Source organism: Clostridium fungisolvens (assembly GCF_014193895.1).
GTDB lineage: Bacteria > Bacillota > Clostridia > Clostridiales > Clostridiaceae > Clostridium_AR > Clostridium_AR fungisolvens.
The window spans coordinates 3,600,857-3,627,463 of record NZ_BLZR01000001.1 but is presented as its reverse complement, the minus strand read 5'-3'; the positions used below and the strand labels follow the sequence as shown (position 1 = coordinate 3,627,463).

Sequence of the window (26,607 nt, the reverse complement as noted above, 5' to 3'; positions counted from 1 at the left end):
TTAAATGTAATCATTATTATTTAATAAAATATAAAACGAATAGACCAGTGGATAAGTATATTTTATTATTGAAAAGATTAATATGGTGGTGTAAATAATAAATAATATAGGACTAGTAAGCTTGCTAATACTTGTTAGAAAGAAGAAGGAAAACAAAGAATCACTAATGAAATGTATATTAGCGATTTTTTTCATAGCTATATGAAAAGTTTCTTAACATATTCGATGATATTAAAAACATTATGGAGGATGACCAAATTGAGATTACTAAAGCCATCAATTGCATTAATGAGAAATCTCAGATACATAAAAAAATTTGCACTTATATTTGCAATAATCCTTTTGCCTATGTCTATAATGATGGCTATATTTATACTTCAAGTAAGCAAACAATTAGAGTATGCTACAAAACAAAAGATAGGATTGGAATATAATATAGCACTAACTAATTTAACAAGAGATGTTCAAAAGCATAGAGGGCTGGTAAATGTTTTTCTAAGCGGAGATATAGATTTTTATAGTTATATTAAGAACAATGAAAAAGATATTGACGATGACAATGAAAAGATTGTATCGCTTAGTAGCAAATACAACCAGCAATTAAAGATTGAAGAACGATTAACGAAGTTTAGCAAGGAATGGATAGAAGTAAAAAATAATCTAAATTTTTCTTCACTAGATAAATCCTTTGATGAACATACAAAACTTATAGAAGATATAAGTGATATGGCTCAATATGTTGCTGATATCTCAGAATTAAGAATACAAAGCAAGATAGAAAATTACTATCTTGCTGATAACTTAATAAATACATTACCACAAATTACTGAACAGATGGGACAAGCTAGAGCCCTTGGAGCAAGAGCAGTGGCAAAAGGAAAGCTGGATGAGTATGATAGAGAATCACTTGAATTTATAAGTAAATCACTTGAGCAAGAATTGAAAAGTACTGAAAAAAGTATGAATAAGATCTCAAAAAACTCAATAGAAAAAGCCGAGATAGAGCAATCTTATAAAGAAGCAGCAAATGGGCTAGAAAATCTAATCTTAACTTTAAATAATAAAGTAATATATAGTAAAAAGATAACTATTAATGCGGATAATTATTTTAGCTATGCAACTGAGATGATTGATAAGGTTGATAAGCTATCACTGGTAGAGGCCACAGTCTTACAAAATGATTATACTGAACAGATAAGACGGTTAGAATTCAGTAGAAATATTATTACTACTATAATAATATTGATACTTTTTATCATAATTTATCTTTTTGGCGGATTTTATAAATCTATTTTGGAAAGCATATTATCAATAAAAGCTGTTGCAGCGAGAATCGCAAAAGGTGATTTGTCAGAAAGAATACAATTAGAGTGTAAGGATGAAGTTAAAGAGATAGGTGATTCAGTTAATAAAATGTTAGATAAATTAATAGAAAGTTACTATGAAGTGGAAAAGGCAAGGGATTTATCTGAAAAGGTCGCAAATCATGATTGGTTGACAGGTGTGCCAAATAGAGCTTTCTTTATGAAAAGATTAGAGGAAATAATTCAAGAATCAGAAAAGACTAGAGGTACAGTTACAATTCTATTTATAGATTTAGATAGATTTAAGTGGATAAACGATAATCTAGGGCATCAAATGGGTGATATAGTCTTAAAAGAAGTAGCTAAAAGATTAATGGATGCTACTAAGAAAAGAGGATTGGTATGTAGGCTTGGAGGCGATGAATTTACAATAATTTTAGAAGAATTCTCTAAAAAAGAAGAAATTAATGAACTTGTTAAAATAATTGAAGAAGACATTGCAAAGCCTATGTACTTAAGTGAAGCTGAATATTGCATTGGAGCTAGTGTGGGGTATGTTACATATCCTCATGAAGGAACGAATATTGATGAACTAATAAGTAAAGCTGACGCATCTATGTATATAGAAAAAAATAAGAAGAAATGTAAAAATATCAATTAATTGCAGACAAAGGTGGTATAATGGATTATAAGATAATACTTGAACATTTATCTAGACTTCTAATAGCTTCTTTTTGTGGAATACTGGTAGGATGGGAACGGAAAAGTAGAATGAAGGAAGCTGGCATTAGAACTCACTTTATTGTAGCATTAGGAGCTGCCTTAATGATGATAATCTCAAAGTATGGATTTCAGGATTCAGAAGCGTTTCTAAAAGTTCCTATAGATCCCACAAGAATAGCGGCTCAGATTGTTAGCGGTGTTGGTTTTCTAGGAGCTGGCGCTATCTTTATGCAAAAAAATACTATTAGAGGCCTTACAACTGCAGCAGGAATTTGGGTAACAGCAGGTATAGGAATGGCTATTGGTGCTGGAATATATTCTGTTGGGTTTGCGTCTACTATAATAATCATAATAGGTCAAACTGTTTTGCATGCAGATTATAAATGGTTATCATCACCGAAGGCTGTACAGGTAAATATCACAGCCGTAAACCAAGAAAAAGTTGTTAGAGACATAAATGAGAGATTAAAAGGTAATGGGATTACTATCTTGAAGATAAAAATTATTAAAAGACACGAAGATGAGCTTATAGATTTAAAGATGATTTTGAAAGTAAAGTCATCAATTACACCTATTGATATTGTAGATATACTTGAAAGTGATAAAAATGTTAAATCAGTTGAAGTTTAATTTTATTAATACAGAAGATATAAAGATGTATCAGTTCGAACCGAAATCTATTTTTAAAACTCTCGCGGCTTCTGGTGAGAGAATTTAAAAATATAAATTTTATTACGAAGTGATACATCTATATGAATTAAAAAGCGATAAAGTTAATATTTGTATTTTAAAACAAGTGTTAACTCATGAGAGGAGACAAATTATGAATTATTTTGAAGAAAGTCTTAAGGTACATGAAGCACATAAAGGGAAAATAGAAGTTATCTCTAAGTTGAAAGTTGAAACAAGGGATGATCTAAGTATTGCATATACGCCAGGAGTGGCTGAACCATGCAAGAAAATACATGAGAATAAAGACGATGTATATAAATATACAGCAAAAGGAAATTTAGTTGCTGTTGTAACAGATGGAACAGCAGTGTTAGGCCTTGGAGATATAGGTCCTGAAGCTGGACTACCTGTTATGGAAGGAAAAGCTATATTATTTAAGGAATTTGCAGGTGTGGATGCATTCCCTATTGCTTTGGCATCTAAGGATCCTGATGATATTGTAAAAGCAGTAAAGTTAATTGCTCCAGGATTTGGTGGAATTAACTTAGAAGATATATCTGCACCAAGATGCTTTGAGATAGAGGAAAGATTAAAAAAAGAATTAGATATTCCAGTATTTCATGACGATCAACATGGGACTGCTGTTGTTGTTCTTTCTGGTGTAATCAATGCATTAAAAATAGTTGGAAAAAACATAGAAGATATAAAGGTGGTAGTAAATGGAGCTGGAGCTGCAGGGACTGCTATAGCTAAACTATTATTATCACTTGGGGTTAAAAACCTTATTGCATGCGATAAAGTAGGTATTTTATATGATGGAATTGATAATGTTGATGATGCAAAGAAAGCTTTAGCTAAGATATCAAATCCTGATAAAATACAAGGAAGTTTAGCTGATGCTTTAGTTGGGGCTGATGTATTTATAGGAGTATCTGCTCCGGGAATATTAAAGGCAGATATGATTAAAAAAATGAATAAAGACTCTATAGTTTTTGCAATGGCAAATCCAATACCAGAAATAATGCCAGATGAGGCAAAGGAAGCAGGAGTAAAAGTTATTGGAACAGGAAGATCAGATTTTCCAAATCAAATTAACAATGTCTTAGCTTTCCCAGGAATATTTAGAGGAGCATTAGATGTAAGAGCTAAGGAAATAAATGAAGAGATGAAGATTGCAGCAGCATATGCTATAGCGAACTTCGTAAAAGAAGAACAATTGACACCTGATAACGTAATACCGAGTGCCTTAGATAAGGAAATAGCTAAGGTGGTAGCTGATGCAGTTGCAAAAGCAGCAAGAGAAACTGGAGTTGCTAGAGTTTAACATAATCTAAAATCAATATTGCAATTAAGAATATGTCTAACTTAATTAGGCATATTTTTTACTGTATAGAAGTTATAAACTTTTTATGCTAATCGCTTCAGTGATTTTTTCACTGTATACAAAGAGTATATATATTTAATAAAAGATGTATATGTTGGGGGTTAAATATATGAATAGAAGAATTTTTGTATTAGATACAACGTTAAGAGATGGAGAACAAGTTCAAGGGGTAAAGCTTAATTTATATGAAAAACTAAAAATTGCAGATCAATTAAAGAACTTAAATGTAGATATAATTGATGCAGGCTTCCCAGCAAGTTCAAAACAAGAATTTAAGACTGTAGAAACTATAGCTAAAAAGCTTGGTAGCTATACTTCAATATCAGCAATTGCAAGAGCTGTAAAGGAAGATATTGATTTAGCATATAAATGCCTGAAATTTGCTGAGAATCCTCTAATTCATATATCTCTTGGAGTATCAGATATACATATTGATAAAAAATTTAGAAAAACTAGAGATCAGATATTACTTCAAAGTGAAGAAGCTATAAAGTACGCTAAAATGTTTTGCGATGATGTTCAGTTTTCTTTTGAGGACTCAATAAGAGCTGACTTTGAATTTCTTTGGAGAAGTATTGAGAATGCTGTGAATGCAGGTGCTACAATTGTGAATATAGCAGATACAGTTGGATTTGGAGTGCCTGAAGAGTTCGGGGATTTAGTTAATAAAATAAATTATCGCTTGAAAAATTTAAATGATAAAACCTTACTTAGCGTACATTGCCATAATGATATGGGGCTGGCAACAGCTAACACGCTTGCTGCTATAAAAAATGGTGCTGATAAAATTGAAGGAACCATAAACGGTGTAGGTGAGAGAGCTGGTAATGCAGCTTTAGAGGAAGTGGTAATGGCACTTAAAGTTCGTGAGGAATATTATAAATCATATACGAACTTAATAACTACAGAGTTGAAGAAAACTTCTAGTTTAGTTAGTTATATAATGGGGCTAGATGTAGCATCAAATAAGGCAATTGTAGGGGCAAATGCTTTTAAGCATTCTTCTGGAATTCATAAGGCTGGAGCAATTAAGAGCAGAGATGTTTATGAGATAATTCATCCAGAAGATATAGGTAGAGAGGATTCAGACATAATCCTAACAATGCATTCTGGTAGAAGTGAGCTTAAGGATGCGCTAATAAAGATGGGATTTGAAAAGTTTACTGATGAAGAGTTTAATCATATATTTGATAAGTTCCAAGAAATTGTGGAACTAAAAAAAGAGGTATATGATTATGACATCTATTTTCTTATAGAGGATATAGTTGAATTGAATACAGATTTAGGCGATGAAATTATCGAGAAAAGAAAAAATCTATATGAACTTGTGGATTTACAAGTTATAAGTAATAGTATCTTCCCCTCTGCAAGTGTTAAGCTTAAAAGAGGCGACAAGATATATAAAAAGAGTAGTATAGGAAACGGGGCTGTAGATGCCTTGTACACAGCCATAAAAGAGGTAGCTGAACTTGATGTTGATTTAAGGGAATACAAAATAAGCAGTATATCTAGAGGTAAAGAGGCCTTAGGAAAAGTAACAATTAATTTAAGTCATAATAAGAAGAATTATATATCAAGAGCAATAGATACAGATATAATTAAAGCTAGTGCTATGGCATTTATTAATGCTTTAAATAATATACTTATGGATAAAACAAAATCTAATTAAATTATAAAAAATAAAGCTGCCTAAAATAAAGCGGCTTTTATTTTGCTTATATGCAAAATATATAAAGAAAAAAGAAGAAAATTGAAATATTTTACAATTTTTCTATGGGAAATTATAAAAATTAGTGTATAATTTAATAGAGAATGAATGTTTTGTGGAGATGTAAAGGAATGTATACCATTATTGATTTAATAGATAAGCTTATTTCTATAGAAAAAAATTCGGAAGAAGGTTATACGATAGTAAGTGAAAATAAAGAGTTAAGTGAAAGAGTAAGAATAATTGCAAAGGTTTTCGCAAAGAAACATAGAAGGCACGCTGACAAATATGCTGACATAAAAAGAAAAATTGATTTGGATGTAAACATAGAGATAGACTTCTTTACATATGATAAAGCTGCTAAATTGATATATGAATTTGTAAAACTAAAAAGAACTAATGTGGTTTATAGTAATGTAAAAGATGTAGTCGATACAGCACTAAGATTTCAGAAAGAAGGATTATCATTACTATTAAGTATACATGGACTTTTGATAAAATCACATGCTGATATTGGAACTGAAAATTATAAGATACTATCAGATATAATTGCTGAAGAAAAGAAGCATATAAGAGAGTTAGAAAAACTTAAAAATGAAAGCGCCTAATGTTTTTTTGAGATATATTATTGAACTTATTTGTTTAAATATAGGGTTCCAACTTCAACTATTAAGTTATATATGCCTGATAATCCCCAGAAGCCGCGATTATCAGGCATATATAACTTAAGTTTTCGTAATGGAACCCTTTAATAAGCCTCTTTATTTTTTAGTTATTTGTAAGATGTGAAATGAAGCATGTTCTGTGTAGTTTATTTTTAACACTTTGCCAAGTAATTGGATAATTATGTGAAGATATGTTTATGGTATATTGTAGTTTCTTAGAAAAGTTGTATAAAAATAGTGGTGTTATTATAAATGTTACAAATATATGAACTAAGTATTAAGTTGTGTTTACATTTAATTACAAATAATGTATAATATCCATAAGATGAGAGTGTATCTAGGGTTCCGGTATTAGTATGTCTGGTCCGAGCGATACAGGATTTTTTCTACACTTTTAGGATAAAAGCCTAAAGGACGAGTCTCAAGATGAGATTTGTCTTTTGGGCTTTTTTTACTGTATAAGAAAATATAAAATTTTTATGTTGGTTAAACCTTGATATTTCAATGACTTTAGAAGTTTATTATGGATATACAGTAAAAAAATAAAACTTATTCGCCTGCCAAATTTTCCTCATATTCATTCGGAAAGGCAGATGCGTTAAAAAAGCTCACTGAAGAAAATCGCTTCAGGAACTTTTTTGTTTTAATTTCAAAAGTATTCCTAAAACATAGCTTGAATTTTATTTAAAACATCAATAAAGGAGGCGGTATAGTTGGAAATAATTACAGTAAAAAATTTGTACAAAAAGTTCAAAGTTAAAACTAAAGAGCCTGGATTGAAAGGAAGTTTACGTTCAATTATCTCTCCAAATTATCGGGAAATCGAAGCGGTAAACAATGTTTCATTTAGTGTCAATAAGGGAGAAATTTTAGCTTTCATTGGTCCCAATGGTGCAGGAAAGTCAACAACTATAAAAATGATGACGGGTATACTTCATTCAACCAGTGGACACATTGAGGTAGCTGGTATGGATCCTGCAAAGGACAGAAAGCAATTAAGCTATAATATTGGGACTGTTTTCGGCCAAAAATCACAGCTGTGGTTTCATCTTCCTCCGATAGATAGTTTCAATTTATTAGGTAATATCTATGATATGGATAAAAGTAAACTAAAAAAAAGAATAAACTATCTAAAAGAAGTATTTGGAATTCAAGAACTTATGGATATACCTGTTAGAAAACTTTCCTTAGGTCAAAGAATAAGGTGCGAAATAGCAGCTTCAATACTCCATGAACCAGAAATAATATTTTTGGATGAGCCTACAATAGGATTGGATGTTGTAGTAAAACAGAATATAAGGGATTTAATTCTCAAGTTAAATAGTGAAGAAAAAACAACAATATTTTTAACCTCACATGATTCTGGGGATATAGAGCAGCTTTGCAAAAGAGCTATAATAATAAACCATGGAGAGATAGTGTTAAATGAAAGTATAAAGGACCTTAAGCACAATTACTTAAATAAGAAAGTTATTAATATAAAGTATGATACTCCTGTAAATGTAGCTGACAAAGATCTTAATATAATAAAAAATAAGGAAAATGCCTTAAAAGTTGAAGTTGATACATCAAATCAAGATATAGAAGCTGTTTTAAATAATCTAATAAATAAAGGAAGAGTAAAGGATATAACAATATCGGATCCTCCATTAGAAGATGTAATCTCTCATATATACCAATCTAGTAGGGGAGGGGAAGTTCATGAGGCTAATTTATAAGTATCTGCAAATATCAAAGATAAATATGTCCAACAACTTAGTTTACTTTTGGAACTTTATAAGTAAAAACTTATTTTTCGTATTTATAATGTTTATATATTTGATGCTTTGGAAGAATATATATGGTAGCAAAGGTAATACAATAGCTGGACTTAGTTTAAATCAAATGATATGGTACTTGATATTTACAGAACTCATAACCTTATCACGAACGGATATTCATCTTCAAGTAAATGATGATGTAAAGACCGGTAATATAGCATATCTTTTAAATAAGCCTTACAATTACATTGCATATTGCTTTTCGTATTTTATAGGAGAATTAGGAATCAAACTATTAACAAATGCTATTATAGGAATAATAATAGGAGTGGTATATGTAGGTCCACTTAATAGTTTTAACTTAATTACTTTGCCTTTTATATTTATATCCTTAGTAGTAGGCTGTATAATAAACTTTTTTATTTATATAACTATAGCACTGACCTCATTTTGGTTTGAAGACAATAATGCTTTCTTTTGGATCTACTCAAAACTTATCTTTACATTAGGCGGAATGCTAATGCCTATAGAGCTTTTCCCTAAATGGCTAAAGAATATCTCTAATTTTCTTCCTTTTTCCTATGTAACTTATGTACCTGCAAAATTGGCAGTTAATTTTTCCTTTTATGATTTCTCAAGGCAGTTTATGATTCAAATTCTATACCTTGGTATATTTATTTTGGTATCAGCGACAATGTATAGAAAGGGGGCAAAGAATTTAAATGTTAATGGGGGTTAGAAAATCAATAAAATTAATATTATATTATTTTAAATTCAATTTATCCGCGGTAATGGAGTATAGAGTGAGTTTTTTAGTACAAGTTTTTGGAATGATACTAAATAATTCAGCGTTTATATTTTTCTGGTGGGTATTGTTTAATAACGTAAGTTCTATAGGGGGCTATGGATTTAAGGATGTTATGATGCTTTGGTCTATAATGTCCACAAGTTTTGGGGTAAGTTTTTTAGTTTTTGGTAACGTAGGAAATATAACGAAGATGATACTAAATGGAGAACTAGACACTTATCTTCTTCAACCCAAAGATGCTCTTATAAATATACTATGTTCTAAAACAATAGTTTCAGCATGGGGGGATACTCTGTATGGTGTAATATTATTTATTATCATGAATGGATTTCATATTAGGAGTTTTATGTTGTTTATACTGTTTTGCATCACTGGAGCTCTTATATTTGCATCAGTGCTTATAACCTGTCATAGTTTTAGTTTTTACGCGGGAAACTTAGATAGTTTAGCTCAGCTTGTAACTGAATTCATGATTAGTTTTGCAATATATCCAGAAGGCATCTTTAAGGGAGCAATAAAATATGTACTTTATACAGCCATCCCAACGGTATTTATGGTTTACATTCCAGCAGAGATTGTAATAAATTTTTCATTGATAAAAGCATTAGAAGTTTTAGCAGTTACTGTAGTGTGGATAACCATTGCCTACATTGCATTCTATAAAGGACTGAAAAAGTATGAATCTGGTAATTTGATAATAAACAAGCTATAAGTATTGAAGTAGTTTACCTATATAAAATGCTGCTGTTATCTTAATAATAATGGCAGCATTTTTACTTTAGAGAAAAAAGTAATACTATCTAAATCCACTAATTTCAATGATTAAGGTGAGTTTTGAGGGAATACTATAGTAATTAATGACATCTCTAAAGACGCTACGTTTAAATAATTAAGTTATGATATAATTAAAAACATAAATGATATAAGGTCGTTGTACAGTGAAAAAATTGGATATAATCTTAAATATGATACGAGTAGGTTTCTTATAGAAGGAGTAACATTAATAATGAATTTAGATTTTAATAAGGATATTACAGATTTAAATGATAAAGCTTTAGAGATATTAAATAAATATTATGGATATAGTTCTTTTAGAGCTGGACAAAAACAAATAATAGAAGAGATTCTAAAAGGCAATGATACTGTAGCCATCATGCCAACTGGTGGAGGAAAATCTATATGTTATCAAGTACCTGCGATGATTATAGAAGGCCTTACAATTGTTGTTTCTCCTTTGATATCGCTCATGAAGGATCAAGTAGATGCAATTAGAGATATAGGAATTGAATCAGCGTATATAAACAGCACTTTGTCCAATAGAGAAATAGATGATATTTTTCAATTAGCATTAGAAGGGAATTTGAAAATTCTATATGTAGCACCAGAAAGACTTGAAACTTCGCAATTTTTAGATTTAGTCTCTAAAGTACATGTTGGTTTTGTTGCTATAGATGAAGCACACTGTGTATCACAGTGGGGACATGACTTTAGAACCAGCTACAGATTTATCAAAAGTTTTATAAGTATATTAAAGGTAAGACCTATAGTGGCGGCGTTTACTGCAACTGCTACAAATGAAGTAAGAGAGGATATAATAAAGCTTCTAGGATTAAGAGATCCTAAAGTTTTTATATCTGGATTTGATAGAGAAAATATCAAGATAAATGTTGTTAAGGGCATCAATAAAAAGAAATATATAGTTGATTTTATAAAGAAAAATATTAATTCAGCTGGGATTATATACGCAGCTACTAGGAAAGAAGTAGATTCTCTTTATGATCAATTAAACGATAAAGATATAAGTTGTACTAGATACCATGCTGGACTAAGCGATGAAGAAAGAAGCAGGAACCAAGAAGACTTTGTTTATGATAGATATAATGTAATGATTGCTACAAATGCTTTCGGAATGGGAATTGATAAACCTAATATTCGATATGTTATTCATTACAACATGCCTAAGAATATAGAAGGATATTATCAAGAGATTGGTAGAGCAGGAAGAGATGGAGAAGAAAGTGAGGCTATACTTTTATTTTCTCCAGGAGACATACATACACAAAAATATATTATTGATATCGGAACAGGTAATGAAGCAAGAAAAGTTAATGAGTATAAGAAGCTTCAAAGCATGACTGATCTGGTATATAGTAACGATTGCTATAGAAAATATATACTAAATTATTTTGGAGAGCAGTATGATAAGCATTGTAATAACTGCAGTAACTGTGAAGTAGAAGGTGAGCTTACAAATAAAACCCTAGATGCACAAAAGGTTTTATCCTGTGTATTCAGGATGAAAAGATCATATGGAGCAACGGTTCTTATAGACACTTTAAGAGGTTCAGAGAATAAAAAGATAAAAGATCTAGGCTTTCATAGACTTTCAACCTATGGAATAATGAAAGACTACTCAAAAGATGATCTTAAAAACTTCATAAACACCTTAGTTTCACATAGGATATTAAGCTATGATGAAGGGGAATATCCAGTAGTAAGATTAAATGAAAGATCTATGGCTGTGCTTAGAGGCGAAGAAGAAGTTTGGTTTAAAGAAATACAAAAGGTAACAAAGATAATAGAGGACAATGCTTTGTTTGATATACTTAGAAACCTAAGAAGAGAAATTGCGGTTCAAGAAAAAGTACCACCATATATTGTGTTTGGAGATTCAACTTTGAAGGAAATCAGTGGAAGAATGCCGAGAACTATAGAGGAGCTTAGTGATATATCTGGAGTAGGTGAGCTTAAGCTAAATAAGTATGGAGAAAGATTTCTTAATGTGGTTGTAGAATATGTGGAAAGCAATAAAATTGAAGTACAGTTTGATTACAAGAAGAAAGAAAAGAGTATAAAGGTTAATGAAGAAAAACCAAAGGTAGAAAAAAAAGGCTCTAAAAAAGAAAAAGATGCTAAAGAACCAAAAGAACCTAAGAAGAAGTCTTACATGTTAACTATTGATATGCTGAAGGAAAACTTAAGTTTATTAAATATTGCTAAAGAAAGAGAGATAACCATCTCTACCATCTGCAGTCATCTAGAGCAGTATGCGCTAGAAGGAAATCAAATAAATTTTTCAGTAGATTTTAGTGATATACTTAGTAAAGAACAAGAAACAGTAATACTAGAAGTTGCTAAAGAAGTTGGTGATGATAAGCTTAAGCCAATAAAAGAAAAGGTTGATGACACCATAACTTATGATCATATAAAGATGGCATTGTTAAAGAAGAGACTAGCAATATAATTTTTTATGGGGTGAGGGTATGATATTTTATTTTTCAGGTACAGGTAATTCGCTATATGTGGCTAAGTCTATAGCTAAAAATATAGGAGATGATTATACGTCAATAGCATCAGTAATAAATGATTCTAGTGAAGAATATGTTTACTGCTTAAAAGAAAATGAAGCAATAGGCTTTGTTTTCCCAACTTATGCTTGGGCAGCACCCAAGGTTGTGGAAGCTTTTCTAGATAAATTGAAATTAAAAAATTATAAAGATAATTACATTTATTCTGTAGCAACTTGTGGAGAGAATAGTGGGCATTTATTAAAAGCCTTTGGAAATTTAATAAATGAAAAAAATATGACCTTAAATAGCGGGTTTGTGGTTCGTATGCCAAATAACTATATTGTGTCTTCGGATATTGATAATGAGAAGCTTATTGAAGAAAAGCTTAGTAAAGCAAAAGATTATATAGAATATATAGTTGAAAATATAAAGAATAGAAAATCAAATGTATTTGAAAGTGTAAACACTTTTTACGATAAGCCTTTAACAAAGATAGTTAGTCCTCTTTTTAACAAATTTGCGCTAAATAACACCAAAAAGTTTTATGCAAACAATAAATGTATTTCTTGTGGGTTATGTGAGAAGATTTGTGTTTCAAATACTATAAAAGTTAATGGAAAACCTAAATGGGGAGATAAGTGTACACAATGCTTAGCTTGTATAAATTGGTGTCCTGTTAAAGCAATACAATACGGAAAAGGAACGGAGAGAAGGCATAGGTATACTAATAAAAATATAAAATCTACTGAATTAGTAATTAGATAACCATAAATATTCCATTTCCACGATTTAAAAAAACAAATAATCTATTTAACCATTAATGGTATTTTATTATGAAGTGGTACATCCATATAGCCAATGGTAAAATGAAACTAATTTTAATAACGGAATTTTTAAATTTCATTCAGAAATGCAGATTTACCAAAAATCACTAATAAGAAAATGTATTAGTGATTTTTTTACTTTACTTTTTATGAAATAATTATATTGTTATATTGTTATATATAAGGGAAAATATTATATCAGGTTTAATATAAAATTTCAATGATCATCGTCATAAAATATTAAAAAATATTAAATTAATCCCTAGATACTAATGAAAACGTTAGTAAAATCTTATTTTCATAAAAAAGTGCAGTTTTTTGTTGAAAAATTAGCATTTTGTTGATAGCCCCCTTTAAGATTAATAAAATAAGAACATGAAATAATTTAAATTTTAAATTTGTAGTTTAATAATTTTAACTACTGAAAAATAATATTAAAAAGGGGGAAATTTTTATGAACGGGGTAAACGGAGCAGATACAACCTTTGTGATCTTTGCAACAGCATTAGTTATGCTAATGACTCCAGGACTAGCTTTATTTTATGGAGGAATGGTAAGAAGAAAGAATGTACTAAGTACTACAATGCATAGTTATGCAGCGGTAGCAATAGTATCAATACAATGGATCTTAATCGGTTATACATTATGTTTTGGAAATGATATTGGAGGAATTCTAGGAGGATTCAATTTCTTAGGATTAAATGGTGTAACATTTGCACCAAATGCTGATTATGCAGCAACAATACCTCATCAAGCATTTATGTTATTCCAACTTATGTTTGCAATAATAACTCCAGCATTAATATCAGGAGCAGTAGCAGAAAGAGTTAAATTTTTATCTTTTGCATTATTTATACTACTTTGGAGCACTTTTGTGTATGATCCAGTTGCACACTGGGTATGGGGCGTAGGTGGATGGATTAGAAATCTTGGAGCATTAGATTTTGCAGGTGGTAATGTTGTTCATATAAGTTCTGGTGTTTCAGCATTAGTTTTCGCAATAGTACTAGGTAAGAGAAAGAGATTAGAAACAATAACTCCACACAATATACCAATGACAGTTCTTGGGGCAGGAGTGTTATGGTTTGGTTGGTTCGGATTTAATGCAGGAAGTGCTTTAGCAATAAATGATGTTGCACTTAACGCATTTATAACAACAAATACATCAGCTGCAATGTCAGCAATAAGCTGGGGATTATGTGAGTATTTACACAGAAAGAAGGTTACTTCATTAGGAATAGCTAGTGGAGCTGTAGCAGGGCTTGTAGCAATAACTCCAGGTGCTGGTTTTGTAACACCTTTCTCAGCATTAGCAATAGGTCTTATAGGTGGAGCAATATGCTTCTATGCTGTAACTGTTCTTAAGAAAAAATTTGGATATGATGATGCTTTAGATGCATTTGGATGTCATGGAATAGGCGGTATCTGGGGTGGAATAGCAACTGGTATATTCGCTTCAAAAGCAGTAAATTCAGCAGGAGCAGATGGATTAATATACGGAAACTTACATCTTTTAGGTGCTCAATTAGTTGCTATTCTGGCAACAGTTGCATATTCTGCTATAATTACATTTATAATATTAAAAGTAATGAATGCAGTATCAGCTTTAAGAGTAAAAGATGAAGACGAACAAGCAGGATTAGATGTATCACAACATGGTGAAGAGGCTTACGGTGGAATTATCTAATTAGCAATATAAATGAAAAGGAGGCTATATAAATGGGAGAAAAACTTAGCAAGATTGACATAATAATATCACCAGCTAGATTTGATGAATTGAAAGATGCGTTGTGTGCTATTGGTATAACAGGGATGACGGTATCTAATGTATTAGGCTGTGGCATGCAAAAAGGTCATAAGGAATATTATAGAGGCTTAGCAGTAGAAATGAATTTACTTCCTAAAATAAAACTAGAAATCGTCGTTTGTGATGTTCCAGTTGATTTAGTAGTTGAAACAGCTAAGAAGGTACTTCATACAGGTAAAATTGGGGATGGAAAGATTTTTGTCTATGATGTGGAAAATGTTATAAGAATAAGCACTGGACAAGAAGGAAGAGATGCACTTCAGTATTCAAAAGAATAGATTTTATTTACTCAACAAAGAAAGATCGAACGGGATAAATTCCCTTTCGATCTTTTTTTGTTAGGCCCTATTAAAGTACTATGATGTAAATTGAAGTGTAAAGCCTCCGATACTTTAATGAGCTTACGCGAAGAATTAATATGATTTTTACATATTCCATAGCTAAAACTGTAAACTCACTACGTTCGAACAGTACAGTTTCTTAACGCTATTCCATTTGTAAAAATCATTTAATTCTAATTGCTCGCTCATATAGTATCTACGCAATTACACTTCAATTTCAATATTAAACTTTAACATAGCCTAATGTTATTTTACTACATTATATAATCACCTAATCATTCTAGTGTTTTAAATTCGTAGCCTTGAGTACTTAGATATTCAATTATACTAGGCAAGGCTTTCGCAGTCTCTTCTTTGCCGTAGGTATCGTGCATAAGTATTATTACCTTATTCTTATTTGCTACGGATTCCTTAACCATTTGAAGTAATTCCTGAGAATTTTTTTTCTTTCCTTCTGCATCTGAGTCAGAGGCATTCCAATCTACAGATAGATATTTTTCTTGTTTTAACCGTTGATCAAAGTGAGGGAGATTAGGATCATGATAGTAGGATCTACTCATGTATCCACCAGGGAGTCTTATAAGCCTTGTATTGAAGTTATTTCCTAGGATATCCTTTAAAATAGTATTAGTTCTATATACTTCTGACATAAAATAGTCCGTATCTATCTTATTACTAGGGTATAACTTGTTTAAATCATGTGAATAGGTGTGGTTACCAATAGCGTTACCGTCAGAATATATCTTGCTGACCAAGCTTCTGCTTTGAGAATTCTTTTGTATATTGCTTCCCAATAGAAAAAATGTTGCATTTATATTATATTTTTTCAAGGTGTCTAACACTTTTGGAGTAATAGTAGTTGATGGTCCATCATCAAAGGTTAAATATGCAGTTTTTTTCCCATCTTCTGAAAGAGCATCTTCAAATCTAATTGAAGTTTTTGTTAGATTTATAGGAAATATATCATTAGTAGGAGGATTATTGTTCTCATCAGAATTGGTATTAGCATTAGTGGTGTTAGAAGTATTTTTAGAAGAAAGTATGGAACTCAATTCGAGATACTTGAAGTTAAAAACGGTATTATTATCTTCATAGGTAATTATCGAATTCTTTTCATTATAGAGATACGAAAAATCACTTTGTTTGACATTAAGGTCATAATTGTTACTAATCGTAGACCTATCTATTAGGATTATAGTGGAAAGTATTAGGGTCAGAGTAAGAAAAATGATTGAAAATACTAAAAATTTCAGCATCTCCATAAGTTTTGTAAAAGTTCTCTTTACAAACTTAAAAATATTTAACATAATTAAACTTATTGCCTCCCCAAAAGAAAAGTAATATCGGATGGCTAACTATTTAATTTCAACGCGATGCTTTAATATATCCAATTTATAATATGCTGACGAAATTAAAAATGGAATAGAGATATTATTACAATGTTGTTACTTATTTCAATTGATTTAGTGATAGAATTTTAGAAAGATGATGTATAAAGAGTTAAGATTAGATTTTACGATGGTTATTAGTATGGTGTAAGGATTTTAACTTAAACTTAACAGCTTCAATAGGTAGTTTTAGGTTTAAAGTTATCCATCTTTATTGATAACAGCATGGTTAATAAGGTATAATTTTAAGATATAGATGTCTAGATTTGATATGATTGCCAAAACTAGGAGGATTAAACATGAATTTTATTTATAGATTAAGGATGAGATCAAAACTCATAATAGCATTTACAGCAATATCACTTTTTAGTGGAGTAATGGGATTGGTTGCATTAAAAAACATTAGAGATCTCAATAATAATAGTGTGATTATGCACGACAGAAATTCAAGAGTAATAAAAGATATTACCTTAGTAAAATCAAATTTAGTCCAAATTAATCTTGATATTTATATGGTATTAGATGAGAAAAACTCCAATAAAGTAAAAACTTTGGTTGATGAAATAAATAGATTGAAAAACCAGGATGATAATTTACTAGCTGATTATGAGAAACATATAGTGGACAGTGATGATAGGAAATTATTTGGTGACCTAAAAAATATATTGAGTGTATATAGGCAATATAGAGAAAGATTATTAGAATACATAGATGAAGGAAATTATGATAAGGCGTGGATTGTATACAATGATCTAGAAATAGTAAGTGAGAATATAGTAAAAAATACTGAAAATTATATTGAATATAACTCAAGAGTTGCAGAGAAGTATGATAATTCTAATAAACAGTTATATCATGATACCATCATATCAACAATTACGATCGGGGTATTAGGGTTTATAGTCTCAATATTTGTAGGTCATTTTATAGCCTATAGGATTTCAGGTAAAATTAAGACAATATTAGATTTTGCAAAATCTTTGACTGAAGGAAATCTAGAGCACAAAATAACAATGAAATCCAGAGATGAGATCGGTCAGTTAGCAATAGCATTAAATAAGGCTGCAGATAAGAGAAGAGAATACGAAGAAAACTTGATGAGTAGTTATGAGGAACTTGAAGCATCCTACGAAGAAGTGAGAGCTTTGGAGCAGGAATTAAGAGAAAAATATAATGATTTAGAAGCTTCGTTTGAGGAAATAACTGCCTTAGAGCAAGAACTAAGAGAAAAATATACAGAAATATCAATAAATGAAGAATTGTTAAGAAATAATGAAGAGTGGTACAAGCTTATAACTGAAGCATCTTATGATGCACTTTGGGATTGGAATATAAAAGAAGGAAAAATGTTTTTTTCAGATCAATGGTACAATATATTAGGATATGATAGGGAAGAGACAAAAGATATAGATTGGACTAAGCTAGTTAACGAAGAAGATTATGAAAGACTTCAAAATGTTATCAAAGAAAATTGGGAGAATAAAAGTTCAGTCTTCACAATAGAGTATAGAATCAAAGATGTTAATGGTATATACACATGGATGCAAACTATAGGGAAAACATTATTTGATTCAGAAGGAAAACCATATAGGTTAGCTGGATCACATAAAAATATAACAGACATAAAGGAATATCAACATAGATTAGAATACATAGCATATCATGATTATTTGACAGATTTGCCTAATAGGCAGTATATGCATAAAGTAGCAGAGCAGTATTTTGATAAAAAAGGTGTCTATGAACATAATAAAACAGCATTAATATTTATTGATATTGATAACTTCAAATACATAAACGATACATTAGGCCACAACTTTGGAGATTTTTTAATTTGTGCTATTGCTGATAGACTTAATAGAATCAAGAGAGAAGATGATTTATTGGTTAGATTAGGTGGAGATGAATTTGTAATAGTATTAAATTCAATCGAAGATAGGGCGCAAGTAGAGAATTTCTGCACTGCTATGTTAGAGTGTTTTGAAACATCATTTAATGTAGATAGTAATTACTTACAGGTAACATCCAGTATTGGAATAGCGATTTACCCAGAAGACGGTAAAGTATTAGATGATCTTTTAACTAAAGCAGATATAGCTATGTATAGATCGAAAAGCTTAGGAAAAAACAACTACACATTTTTCCATTCAGGAATGAATGATAAAGTGATTGAAAGAATGGAAATAGAAAAATATTTAAGAAATGCATTAGATAAAAATGAATTTATCCTTTATTATCAACCTCAAGTTGATGCTAATAGTGGTATGATATGCAGCTTTGAGGCACTGATTAGATGGAATAGTCCAGAATTAGGGTTTGTACCTCCAGATAGATTTATTACCTTAGCAGAAGAAAATCATAGAATTATAGACATTGGAAATTGGGTACTGAGAAGCGCATGTGAGTTTATAAAAGAAGTACATATAAATGGTCATGATAAATGTTATATATCAATAAATGTATCAGTAATTCAATTAATGCAAAGTGATTTTGTAGATAATGTTTTAAAGATTATAAATGATATTACAATAGATCCAAATTGCATTGAATTGGAGATTACAGAATCTATATTTATTGAAACTTATGACAATATAAGTGAAAAGTTAAATAGATTGAGAGAAATAGGGATTAAAATAGCTCTTGATGACTTTGGTAAGGGATACTCCTCATTAAGTTATCTAAAACAGTTGCCTATTAGTACTTTAAAAATTGATAAGACCTTTATTGATGATGTTGCTGAAGAACACAAGATATCTTTAGTCGAAAATATAATAGATATAGGGCATAAGATGAATCTAAAAGTTGTTGCAGAAGGTGTAGAAACTGAGGAGCAGCTAAATTATCTAAATAAACATAGCTGTGATAGAATACAAGGATATTATTTTAGTAGACCAGTTCCTCAAAGTGAAGCCATCAGTTTACTTAATAGATAGAGTTAATAATTTGAGAAAAGCTTAGCAGTGAATAATACTTCAATGCTAGGCTTTTTTACTGTATAGGACAGTATAGATTTTTTTGTTAGCTAAACCTAGTAATATCAATTGTCTAGAACAGCTGTTTAGAGTTAACAGTAAAAAATAAATCATATTCGCCTGCCCAATTTTCCTCATATGCATTCGGAAAGGCAGATGCGCAAAAAAACTCACTGAAGAAGGTCGCTTCAGCGACTTTTTTACTGTAAGAAAATTCACTTCTGCAAAGTTTTGACTTAATTAATTATGAAATTATGGAAACAATATAATATAGAGGTGGTGAATTTTTTTTGAGAGGCATAAATAAAATTTACAAAATAGATGCAAAAAATATACAAGACTACTTGGATTCTTCAAATAAGATAGATCCTAAGATGCAATCATTTAAGGTGGCGTTAGTCTATGCAATAGTGGGTGTTATTTGGATCATAACATCTGACAACTTAGCTATACAGCTAGCAGGGCGTGATAATTTATATGAGCAAATTCAAACCTATAAAGGGTGGGGATTTGTATTATTAACAACTTTGGTTATATATATATCTATTAGAAATAGTTTAATGCTTTTTGATAAAGCTATAAATGAGATCTACCAAAATTATGATGAACTAAATAAATCCCATGAAACTTTACTAGAACTAGAGAGAGAAATTGAAAGACAACTTCAAGAACTTCATATATTGGCATACTATGATACCTTTACAAAGTTACCGAATAAACTCATGTTAGAAAAAGAGATAATAAACTTAATCAATAATTATAAAAGCGAAAGTTCAGCTGATAAATTTGCATTTATATGCCTAGCAATTGATAACTTAGAAGATATAAACGATATACTAGGTCACAAGTATGGTGATTTACTTATAAAAGATGTAGGAGATACACTAAAAGATATTGTTTTCGATTCAAATAAAGTTTCTAAATTAAAAGAAGATATGTTTGCTATTGTATTAGTAAATATTAAAGATAAAGATGAAGTTGTAAATAAAGTGAATAAAATTCTCTTGAAATTAAAAAGAGGCTGGAAAGTAAATAATCAAGAGTTCCATATTACATATAATTTAGGTATTTCTATATACCCTATTGATGCAAATAACTTTAATGACCTATTAAAGAATTCAAATATGGCCTTATCAAAAGTAAAAACTTTGGAAAAAGATAAAATTTCATTTTATAATAAGAAAATTGAAGAAATAAACACAGTAAAAATAAATCTTATTAATGAGATTATACATGCTATTGAAAATGAATTGTTTAGTTTATACTATCAACCTATAGTGGATTTGAAAAGAAATGTAGTAATAGGAGTTGAAGCTTTAATCAGGTGGATTCATCCCAAAAAAGGATTTGTGTCGCCAATGGATTTTGTACCCTTAGCCGAGAGCATAGGTCTTATAGATAATATTGAACAATGGGTATTTAGAAAAGCATTGATGCAAAAGAAATTCTGGAATGAAAAAGGTTATAAAGCAATAAAAATATCTATTAATTTATCATCAAAGAGAATATCTAATGATTGCTTTATAGATGAATTATGTTCGATGACGAATAGTTTGGAGATTGATAAATCAGAAATACAATTAGAGGTAACTGAAACTTCGGTAATAGATAATTTAGAAACATCCAGTGAAGTTTTAAATAAACTAAGAAATATGGGGTTCAAAATTGCATTAGATGATTTTGGAACTGGATATTCGTCGCTCACATATATAAATTCTCTCTCAATGGACGTAGTGAAAATAGATAAGGAATTTATAAAATCAATATTTGATAAAGATAAGAATGCAATCATAGTAATGGCAGTTATGAATTTAATACATAGTATAGATTTGTTGGTAGTTGCAGAAGGTATTGAGAACATTGAGCAAAAGGAATTTCTAAAGCTAAATGGTTGCGATATGGGTCAAGGATATCTATACAGCAAGGCTTTACCAGCAGTAGAAGTAGAGCAGTTATTTAATATACAATTCGAATAAAATAATCCATTTAAGTTAAGTCTATATTCAAGAGAAGAAAGGGGTGTTTCTATGTTTGGAAAATATGTAGAAATAATTTTTACATCCATATCTGTTCTTATTGTTGTATGGACTGTTTTAGTACTTGTTGTTGACAGAGAAAAGGCATGACTAGTTGGTTAGTTTTGATATAATTATTATAATACTATTAAAAAGTTGTTAGAGGTTTTTATGAGAAATAACAATATAAGGGAAGCACAAGAATTGTGGGCAAAATATAAATATTGCATAATGGAAAGATCTTACTATGAATATAAAAAAATAAGTGAGTATTTTTCAAGGGAGAACGTTAACTTAAGTGAGATTAGACAAATTTTAGGCAATGTATTGCTTATGGATTTATCTAAAGGACAGGTAATAAACACATTGCAGCATGTATGGGGTTATTTTAAGAAGATCGCGGATGAACAGGAAAAGATAAGGTTTTTTAGTTGTCTAAAAATGTACGAGAATGATGAATGTACTTTACAAGAAGTGAAAGAATTCCTTTATGAACTAGCTAGCAAGTATAACACAAAATATTTGCTAGATAGTTTTTATTTTAAAATTAACCCAAAAGATGATTTGTATAAACAAGGTAAATTAATAGACTGATTATATAATTATGTGTAAAATTTGTGTAACAATTATTTAAAGGCACACAATTTCACATACTCATCTCACAGTTATTATAAAAATACCTTCTATAATAAATTAATATGGATGTACCACTTCGTAATAAAATTTATATTTTTAAATTCTCTCACCAGAAGCCGTGAGAGTTTTAAAAATAGATTTCGGTACGAACTGTTACATATTAGAAGGTAATATTATATGAGAGGTTGATAGGTGTGAAAAAGAAATATTTGTATGCCTGTATGGTTGTAGCTATAATCTTAATAGTTTTTATAGGCTATAGAAATAATGGACAGGCTGAGGTTTTGGCTAATCAAAATGCAGTTGCTGCAAATTCTAATACAAATGCTATAGAAGATACAGATACGTTAATAGCTGAGCATAAAGAAGTAGACCATGAAAAGATAGCAGAAATAAAAGAGGCTGAGGAAATAAAAATAAACAAACAAAAAAAACTGGATGAACTTAAAGCAAAGGTTGAAGAATTTATCAAAGATAATAAGGATAAAGTTGGAATAGCTTATTATGATTTAAATTCGTCTTTAGGATTTAGCATAAATGGAGATAAGACATTTAAAGCTGCTAGTACTGTAAAGGTTCCAATTAGCATGGCTACTGTTGATCTTATAAAAGAAAAAAAATTAACTATGGATCAAGGTGTTATTTACTCTTCTCAGGATTATGAGGATGGAGCTGGTATATTGCAGGGGAGCAGCAGACTTACAAAGCCTATAAATATAAGTACATTAATTGACTATTCCATAAAGTATTCCGACAATATAGCTGTAAATATGCTTTTAAGGACTATAACAGCAGAGTACAAGTACTCTTACATTGAGAATATAGTCAAGCATACAGTAAACAGAGCGGAAAATGAATCATCAGCTTTGGATTCTTTAGAAATACTAAAAAAGTTATATTTTAATAATGACGATAATGAGTATTACAAGACAATTATTGATGACATGAAAAATACAGTCTATCATGATAGGATTGATAAGTACATACCACAAGAAATTGTTGCACATAAGATTGGAGATTACGAAGATTACGTAAATGATATAGGAATAATATATGCTGATGAACCTTATATATTAACAATATTTACAAAGGATACTAATGGAGATCCCGATGAACTTATAGCAAAGCTTTCTAAATATATATATGAAAATAGATAAAGTTGAAATGCTGTACTATTAATATTACAATTGTTTTAATATACAATTATATGATTAGATTGTAATAATGTTGGATTCTCTAATATTATTCTCACATTAGGAGGAAAGTATGATTAGATTTGGTGTTATAGGTACAAGTTGGATAACTCACGCATTTATTAAAGGGGCTAGTAATGTAAATGATTTTAAGCTATCAGCTGTTTATTCTCGTGATTTAGAGAAAGCTAAAGAATTTGGTAAAAGATATGATGGAATAACATATTTTACGTCGTTAGAAGAAATGGCTCAAAGTGATGTTATAGATGCAGTATATATAGCAAGTCCTAATTCATTACACTACGAACAGTCAATAATATTTCTTAAGAATAAAAAACATGTAATATGTGAAAAGGCCTTTGCTTCTAACTCAAAGGAAGTGGAAGTTATGATAAAAGAGGCAATAAAGAACAAGGTTGTATTGATGGAAGCTTTAAAATCACACTTCTTACCCAATTTTAAAGTTATAGAAGAAAATATATATAAGTTAGGTAAAATAAGAAGATATTTAGGAAATTATTGTCAGTACTCATCGAGATATGATACTTATAAATCCGGAACAAGAGTTAATACTTTCGATGCAAGTTTCTCAAATGGATCAATCATGGATATAGGAATATACTGTATTCACCCAATGATAAAGCTTTTTGGGATTCCAAAACAAATAACTGCATCTGCGTATCTTCTTAAGTCAGGGGTAGATGGAGAAGGCTCGGTGCTAGCAAAATATGATGATATGGATGCTGTTGTAATGCACTCAAAGATAGCATATTCTTATTCACCAAGTGAGATACAAGGTGAGAATGGAACAATGATTATAGACAAGATAGGGTCTCCAGAAAATATTGAAATAGTTTATAGGAATGGTGAAAGAGAAGTTTTGACTGTACCTCAGATAGAAGATAATATGTTTTATGAGGCAGAGGAATTTATTAACCTCATAAATGAAGGAAAATTCGAATCAAAGGTTAATTCACACGAACATTCTCTAAATGTGATGAAGGTAGTAGACGAGATAAGAAGTCAAACAGGTGTCAAGTTCCCTGCTGATAATAAATAAAGATGAAACACTTCAATCCGAAATCTATTTTCAAAACTCCTCTGGGTTCTGAGAGGAGAATTTAAAAATATAAATTTAATTATGAAGTGGTTCATTTATAATTTAATGAATAATAAAACATCAATTTAAAAAAGTTTTAAATTGGTGTTTTATTATTTGGGAGTATATTATTATCTGTTAAAAACTTGTGGGTTTTATCTTCTCAATTTAATACAAGTTCAAATAATCCTAAAGCTATTAATATTAATGCTGAAATTAATGGAGCTGTACTACCTAATTTTTTTGCTAGGAACTTGTTACCTAAAAACATACCAATTGGAATAACAATTATACTAAAGATAAAGGTAAATAAGGTGGTTCTAATAATATCTAAACCTGCTATGCTTCCACCAATGCCAAGTCCTACATTATTAATTGCTAATGCTACAGATAGCGAAAAGGATTCCTTTAAATCTATTGTACCAGAGTGATCAAAATCAGCTACTTCAGGATTATCCAGTAGATTCATGCAACTTCTTTTACTACTAGAATCTGATTGGTTCATTGATTTTATGTTTTTAATGGATCTATAATAATCATATAAAAACCATAATCCAATTAGCAATAAAATAGTACTACCGATAATATTGGCTGTATGGGGAGCAAGTAGATTTGCAAGAGCTAAACCTAGAGACATCGATATAAATGTACCTAAGGAAGAAACTACGCTTATGACTAAATTACTAAAAAAACTTATCTTTATATTCTTTACTCCATAGGCGAGAGCTACAGTAAAGTTATCGATACTACTTGTAAAAACAAATAGTATTATTGCAAGTAAATTCATGTTATCCCTCCTTTGTGACTTAATTTTAATATATTGGAGAGAATAGATATGTGTTACAGAAATTGGATGGTATAAATTAAAATAAAAGTAGGCTTCTTGAAAAAGTTATTATTCAAAACTTAAGCTTAAATTTACATATACCAATTCATATTTTTCAAACCTAGAATTTATAAATGTTCGAAAATCAGTAAATAACATGATTTTCGAACAAGTACAACATAGTTTTTCTATAATAAGGTTATATAAGTTTATTTAAAAAGCCAGTCCTTGTTTAGAACATACCAAAAATCACTGGCTAATCCTTTTAATATATATTCGTAAGGAAGATAACCATAACCATCTTCACCCCAGTTTTCGCCCCAGGAATTTCTTATTATTAAAGCTCCTGAGCTAGAATGTCCAGTTAACTTATTAATTGCACAGTATTTATCATCATAACCTACAGCCATAACTGAATGTCCACCAATTAGTTGATTATGGATAGTTGGAAATAATATCTCTCCTGATTTTTCGGCGAAGTCTATGCAGTCGTATACGGAAAAACCAAAGATACATGGAAGCTGTAAATATAATAGTTCTTTAACCCTTTTGAGAAGATTCTCTGAATCCTTATTTATATCCAGTTTGAAAAAAATCAAATCTTTATATTTATCTCTAAAACCATAACAAAAGGCCTTTGGTTCTTCATCAATTTGAGCAGAGCTTATGGAATAATATCTTTCAGGAGGCATACCAAATTGGATTAAGGAGTTTAGTGCGCATCGAAATGATACACCAGTATCTCCAATGTTCCCCAAAAGGGACCTAGAATTTTTATAAACAAAAAGTGATGAACCATCAGAGTTTTTTCCGAACAACCTATTTTCAAAATATTCAATTAGACTTACTAATGCTTCAGCAGTGGAAGAATTGAGTAGTTCTTGATTTTTTATTGGTGAACACCATTTTCTGAGGTCTATAAAACTTGGGAGATTGTCTTCAGTTTTTTTACTTGATGAATAAATGTTGTTTAAAATAGCTTTGACTTCAGGGGTATCCTCTGTATAATCATTTATGTCATTGTAGTCAGGAATCCAGCCTAATCTATGATGTAGCATAAAAAAACCTCCTTAGTAAAGAAATAGTCTTTAAGTAATTATTTCTCTCTTATACATATATGCAAGAAAAGTGTAATTTGAAATAGAAAAAAGTCGAAAAAATATAAATAAATAATTAAAATATTGTATTATAG

At 30.1% G+C, this 26,607-nt stretch carries 20 protein-coding genes; 17 read left to right on the top strand and 3 right to left on the bottom strand.

The features are described 5' to 3' along the window. The first annotated feature begins 258 nt into the window (after positions 1-258). The 12 genes from bsdtw1_RS16020 to bsdtw1_RS15965 all read left to right on the top strand — a co-directional run bounded on the left by bsdtw1_RS16020 (position 259) and on the right by bsdtw1_RS15965 (position 15,223). Complete coding sequence (locus bsdtw1_RS16020; protein WP_183278561.1) at positions 259-1,965, top strand: diguanylate cyclase domain-containing protein; 1,707 nt, start codon at positions 259-261, stop codon at positions 1,963-1,965. A gap of 20 nt (positions 1,966-1,985) precedes the next feature. Then, positions 1,986-2,657: an MgtC/SapB family protein gene (locus bsdtw1_RS16015; protein WP_183278560.1), complete on the top strand. Its 672-nt coding sequence runs from the start codon at positions 1,986-1,988 to the stop codon at positions 2,655-2,657. Between the two features lie 193 nt (positions 2,658-2,850). Further along, positions 2,851-4,023, top strand: coding sequence for an NAD(P)-dependent malic enzyme (locus bsdtw1_RS16010; protein ID WP_183278559.1), 1,173 nt, complete (start codon positions 2,851-2,853; stop codon positions 4,021-4,023). A 169-nt stretch (positions 4,024-4,192) separates the two neighbouring features. Then, on the top strand, positions 4,193-5,752 hold the full coding sequence (locus bsdtw1_RS16005; protein WP_183278558.1) for a 2-isopropylmalate synthase: 1,560 nt from the start codon (positions 4,193-4,195) through the stop codon (positions 5,750-5,752). A gap of 170 nt (positions 5,753-5,922) precedes the next feature. Further along, positions 5,923-6,399 (top strand): rubrerythrin family protein, encoded by a 477-nt coding sequence (locus bsdtw1_RS16000; RefSeq protein WP_183278557.1) that lies wholly within the window; start codon positions 5,923-5,925, stop codon positions 6,397-6,399. 770 nt (positions 6,400-7,169) lie between these two features. Beyond that, entirely contained in the window at positions 7,170-8,174 is a 1,005-nt protein-coding gene (locus bsdtw1_RS15995) for an ABC transporter ATP-binding protein (protein WP_183278556.1), read from the top strand. Beyond that, positions 8,158-8,955 carry an ABC transporter permease gene (locus bsdtw1_RS15990; protein ID WP_183278555.1) on the top strand — a complete coding sequence of 266 codons (798 nt, stop codon included), beginning with the start codon at positions 8,158-8,160 and terminating at the stop codon, positions 8,953-8,955. The genes bsdtw1_RS15995 and bsdtw1_RS15990 overlap by 17 nt, the downstream gene beginning before the upstream one ends. 64 nt (positions 8,956-9,019) lie before the next feature. Beyond that, positions 9,020-9,736 (top strand): ABC-2 family transporter protein, encoded by a 717-nt coding sequence (locus bsdtw1_RS15985; RefSeq protein WP_244638176.1) that lies wholly within the window; start codon positions 9,020-9,022, stop codon positions 9,734-9,736. 294 nt (positions 9,737-10,030) lie between these two features. Beyond that, positions 10,031-12,268: a DNA helicase RecQ gene (recQ, locus tag bsdtw1_RS15980; RefSeq protein ID WP_183278553.1), complete on the top strand. Its 2,238-nt coding sequence runs from the start codon at positions 10,031-10,033 to the stop codon at positions 12,266-12,268. Between the two features lie 19 nt (positions 12,269-12,287). Then, positions 12,288-13,079 carry an EFR1 family ferrodoxin gene (locus bsdtw1_RS15975; protein ID WP_183278552.1) on the top strand — a complete coding sequence of 264 codons (792 nt, stop codon included), beginning with the start codon at positions 12,288-12,290 and terminating at the stop codon, positions 13,077-13,079. Positions 13,080-13,592: 513 nt separating this feature from the next. After that, positions 13,593-14,825, top strand: a complete 1,233-nt coding sequence (locus bsdtw1_RS15970) for an ammonium transporter (RefSeq protein ID WP_183278551.1) — start codon at positions 13,593-13,595, stop codon at positions 14,823-14,825. A 32-nt stretch (positions 14,826-14,857) separates the two neighbouring features. After that, on the top strand, positions 14,858-15,223 hold the full coding sequence (locus tag bsdtw1_RS15965; RefSeq protein ID WP_183278550.1) for a P-II family nitrogen regulator: 366 nt from the start codon (positions 14,858-14,860) through the stop codon (positions 15,221-15,223). Positions 15,224-15,561: 338 nt separating this feature from the next. On the opposite strand, the gene bsdtw1_RS15960 is transcribed toward bsdtw1_RS15965, so the two are convergent. Then, complete coding sequence (locus tag bsdtw1_RS15960; RefSeq protein ID WP_183278549.1) at positions 15,562-16,593, bottom strand: polysaccharide deacetylase family protein; 1,032 nt, start codon at positions 16,591-16,593, stop codon at positions 15,562-15,564. 380 nt (positions 16,594-16,973) lie between these two features. Between bsdtw1_RS15960 and bsdtw1_RS15955 the strand changes: the two genes are divergently transcribed. The 5 genes from bsdtw1_RS15955 (at position 16,974) to bsdtw1_RS15935 (ending at position 24,550) form a co-directional block, all read left to right on the top strand. Continuing rightward, positions 16,974-19,607 (top strand): EAL domain-containing protein, encoded by a 2,634-nt coding sequence (locus tag bsdtw1_RS15955; RefSeq protein ID WP_183278548.1) that lies wholly within the window; start codon positions 16,974-16,976, stop codon positions 19,605-19,607. Between the two features lie 329 nt (positions 19,608-19,936). Beyond that, positions 19,937-21,622: a putative bifunctional diguanylate cyclase/phosphodiesterase gene (locus bsdtw1_RS15950; protein ID WP_183278547.1), complete on the top strand. Its 1,686-nt coding sequence runs from the start codon at positions 19,937-19,939 to the stop codon at positions 21,620-21,622. A gap of 210 nt (positions 21,623-21,832) precedes the next feature. Further along, on the top strand, positions 21,833-22,255 hold the full coding sequence (locus tag bsdtw1_RS15945) for a DUF1722 domain-containing protein (RefSeq protein ID WP_183278546.1): 423 nt from the start codon (positions 21,833-21,835) through the stop codon (positions 22,253-22,255). A 236-nt stretch (positions 22,256-22,491) separates the two neighbouring features. Continuing rightward, positions 22,492-23,454 (top strand): serine hydrolase, encoded by a 963-nt coding sequence (locus bsdtw1_RS15940; RefSeq protein ID WP_183278545.1) that lies wholly within the window; start codon positions 22,492-22,494, stop codon positions 23,452-23,454. 109 nt (positions 23,455-23,563) lie between these two features. Further along, entirely contained in the window at positions 23,564-24,550 is a 987-nt protein-coding gene (locus bsdtw1_RS15935; RefSeq protein ID WP_183278544.1) for a Gfo/Idh/MocA family protein, read from the top strand. Positions 24,551-24,752: 202 nt separating this feature from the next. On the opposite strand, the gene ytaF is transcribed toward bsdtw1_RS15935, so the two are convergent. Both ytaF and bsdtw1_RS15925 read right to left on the bottom strand, forming a co-directional pair. Beyond that, positions 24,753-25,400 carry a sporulation membrane protein YtaF gene (gene ytaF, locus bsdtw1_RS15930; protein WP_280514171.1) on the bottom strand — a complete coding sequence of 216 codons (648 nt, stop codon included), beginning with the start codon at positions 25,398-25,400 and terminating at the stop codon, positions 24,753-24,755. A 224-nt stretch (positions 25,401-25,624) separates the two neighbouring features. Continuing rightward, the gene (locus tag bsdtw1_RS15925) at positions 25,625-26,473 is read right to left on the bottom strand and encodes a C1 family peptidase (protein ID WP_183278542.1); all 849 of its coding nucleotides are present in this window, start codon (positions 26,471-26,473) and stop codon (positions 25,625-25,627) included. Positions 26,474-26,607: the final 134 nt, after the last annotated feature.

Excerpts from the sequence above, each read along its gene's own strand:
- bsdtw1_RS16015 (WP_183278560.1), top strand. The coding sequence starts at position 1,986 with ATGGATTATAAGATAATACTTGAACATTTATCTAGACTTCTAATAGCT.
- bsdtw1_RS16010 (WP_183278559.1), top strand. The coding sequence starts at position 2,851 with ATGAATTATTTTGAAGAAAGTCTTAAGGTACATGAAGCACATAAAGGG.
- bsdtw1_RS16005 (WP_183278558.1), top strand. The coding sequence starts at position 4,193 with ATGAATAGAAGAATTTTTGTATTAGATACAACGTTAAGAGATGGAGAA.
- bsdtw1_RS16000 (WP_183278557.1), top strand. The coding sequence starts at position 5,923 with ATGTATACCATTATTGATTTAATAGATAAGCTTATTTCTATAGAAAAA.
- bsdtw1_RS15990 (WP_183278555.1), top strand. The coding sequence starts at position 8,158 with ATGAGGCTAATTTATAAGTATCTGCAAATATCAAAGATAAATATGTCC.
- recQ (WP_183278553.1), top strand. The coding sequence starts at position 10,031 with ATGAATTTAGATTTTAATAAGGATATTACAGATTTAAATGATAAAGCT.
- bsdtw1_RS15975 (WP_183278552.1), top strand. The coding sequence starts at position 12,288 with ATGATATTTTATTTTTCAGGTACAGGTAATTCGCTATATGTGGCTAAG.
- bsdtw1_RS15970 (WP_183278551.1), top strand. The coding sequence starts at position 13,593 with ATGAACGGGGTAAACGGAGCAGATACAACCTTTGTGATCTTTGCAACA.
- bsdtw1_RS15965 (WP_183278550.1), top strand. The coding sequence starts at position 14,858 with ATGGGAGAAAAACTTAGCAAGATTGACATAATAATATCACCAGCTAGA.
- bsdtw1_RS15960 (WP_183278549.1), bottom strand. The coding sequence starts at position 16,593 with ATGTTAAATATTTTTAAGTTTGTAAAGAGAACTTTTACAAAACTTATG.
- bsdtw1_RS15955 (WP_183278548.1), top strand. The coding sequence starts at position 16,974 with ATGAATTTTATTTATAGATTAAGGATGAGATCAAAACTCATAATAGCA.
- bsdtw1_RS15945 (WP_183278546.1), top strand. The coding sequence starts at position 21,833 with ATGAGAAATAACAATATAAGGGAAGCACAAGAATTGTGGGCAAAATAT.
- bsdtw1_RS15935 (WP_183278544.1), top strand. The coding sequence starts at position 23,564 with ATGATTAGATTTGGTGTTATAGGTACAAGTTGGATAACTCACGCATTT.
- bsdtw1_RS15925 (WP_183278542.1), bottom strand. The coding sequence starts at position 26,473 with ATGCTACATCATAGATTAGGCTGGATTCCTGACTACAATGACATAAAT.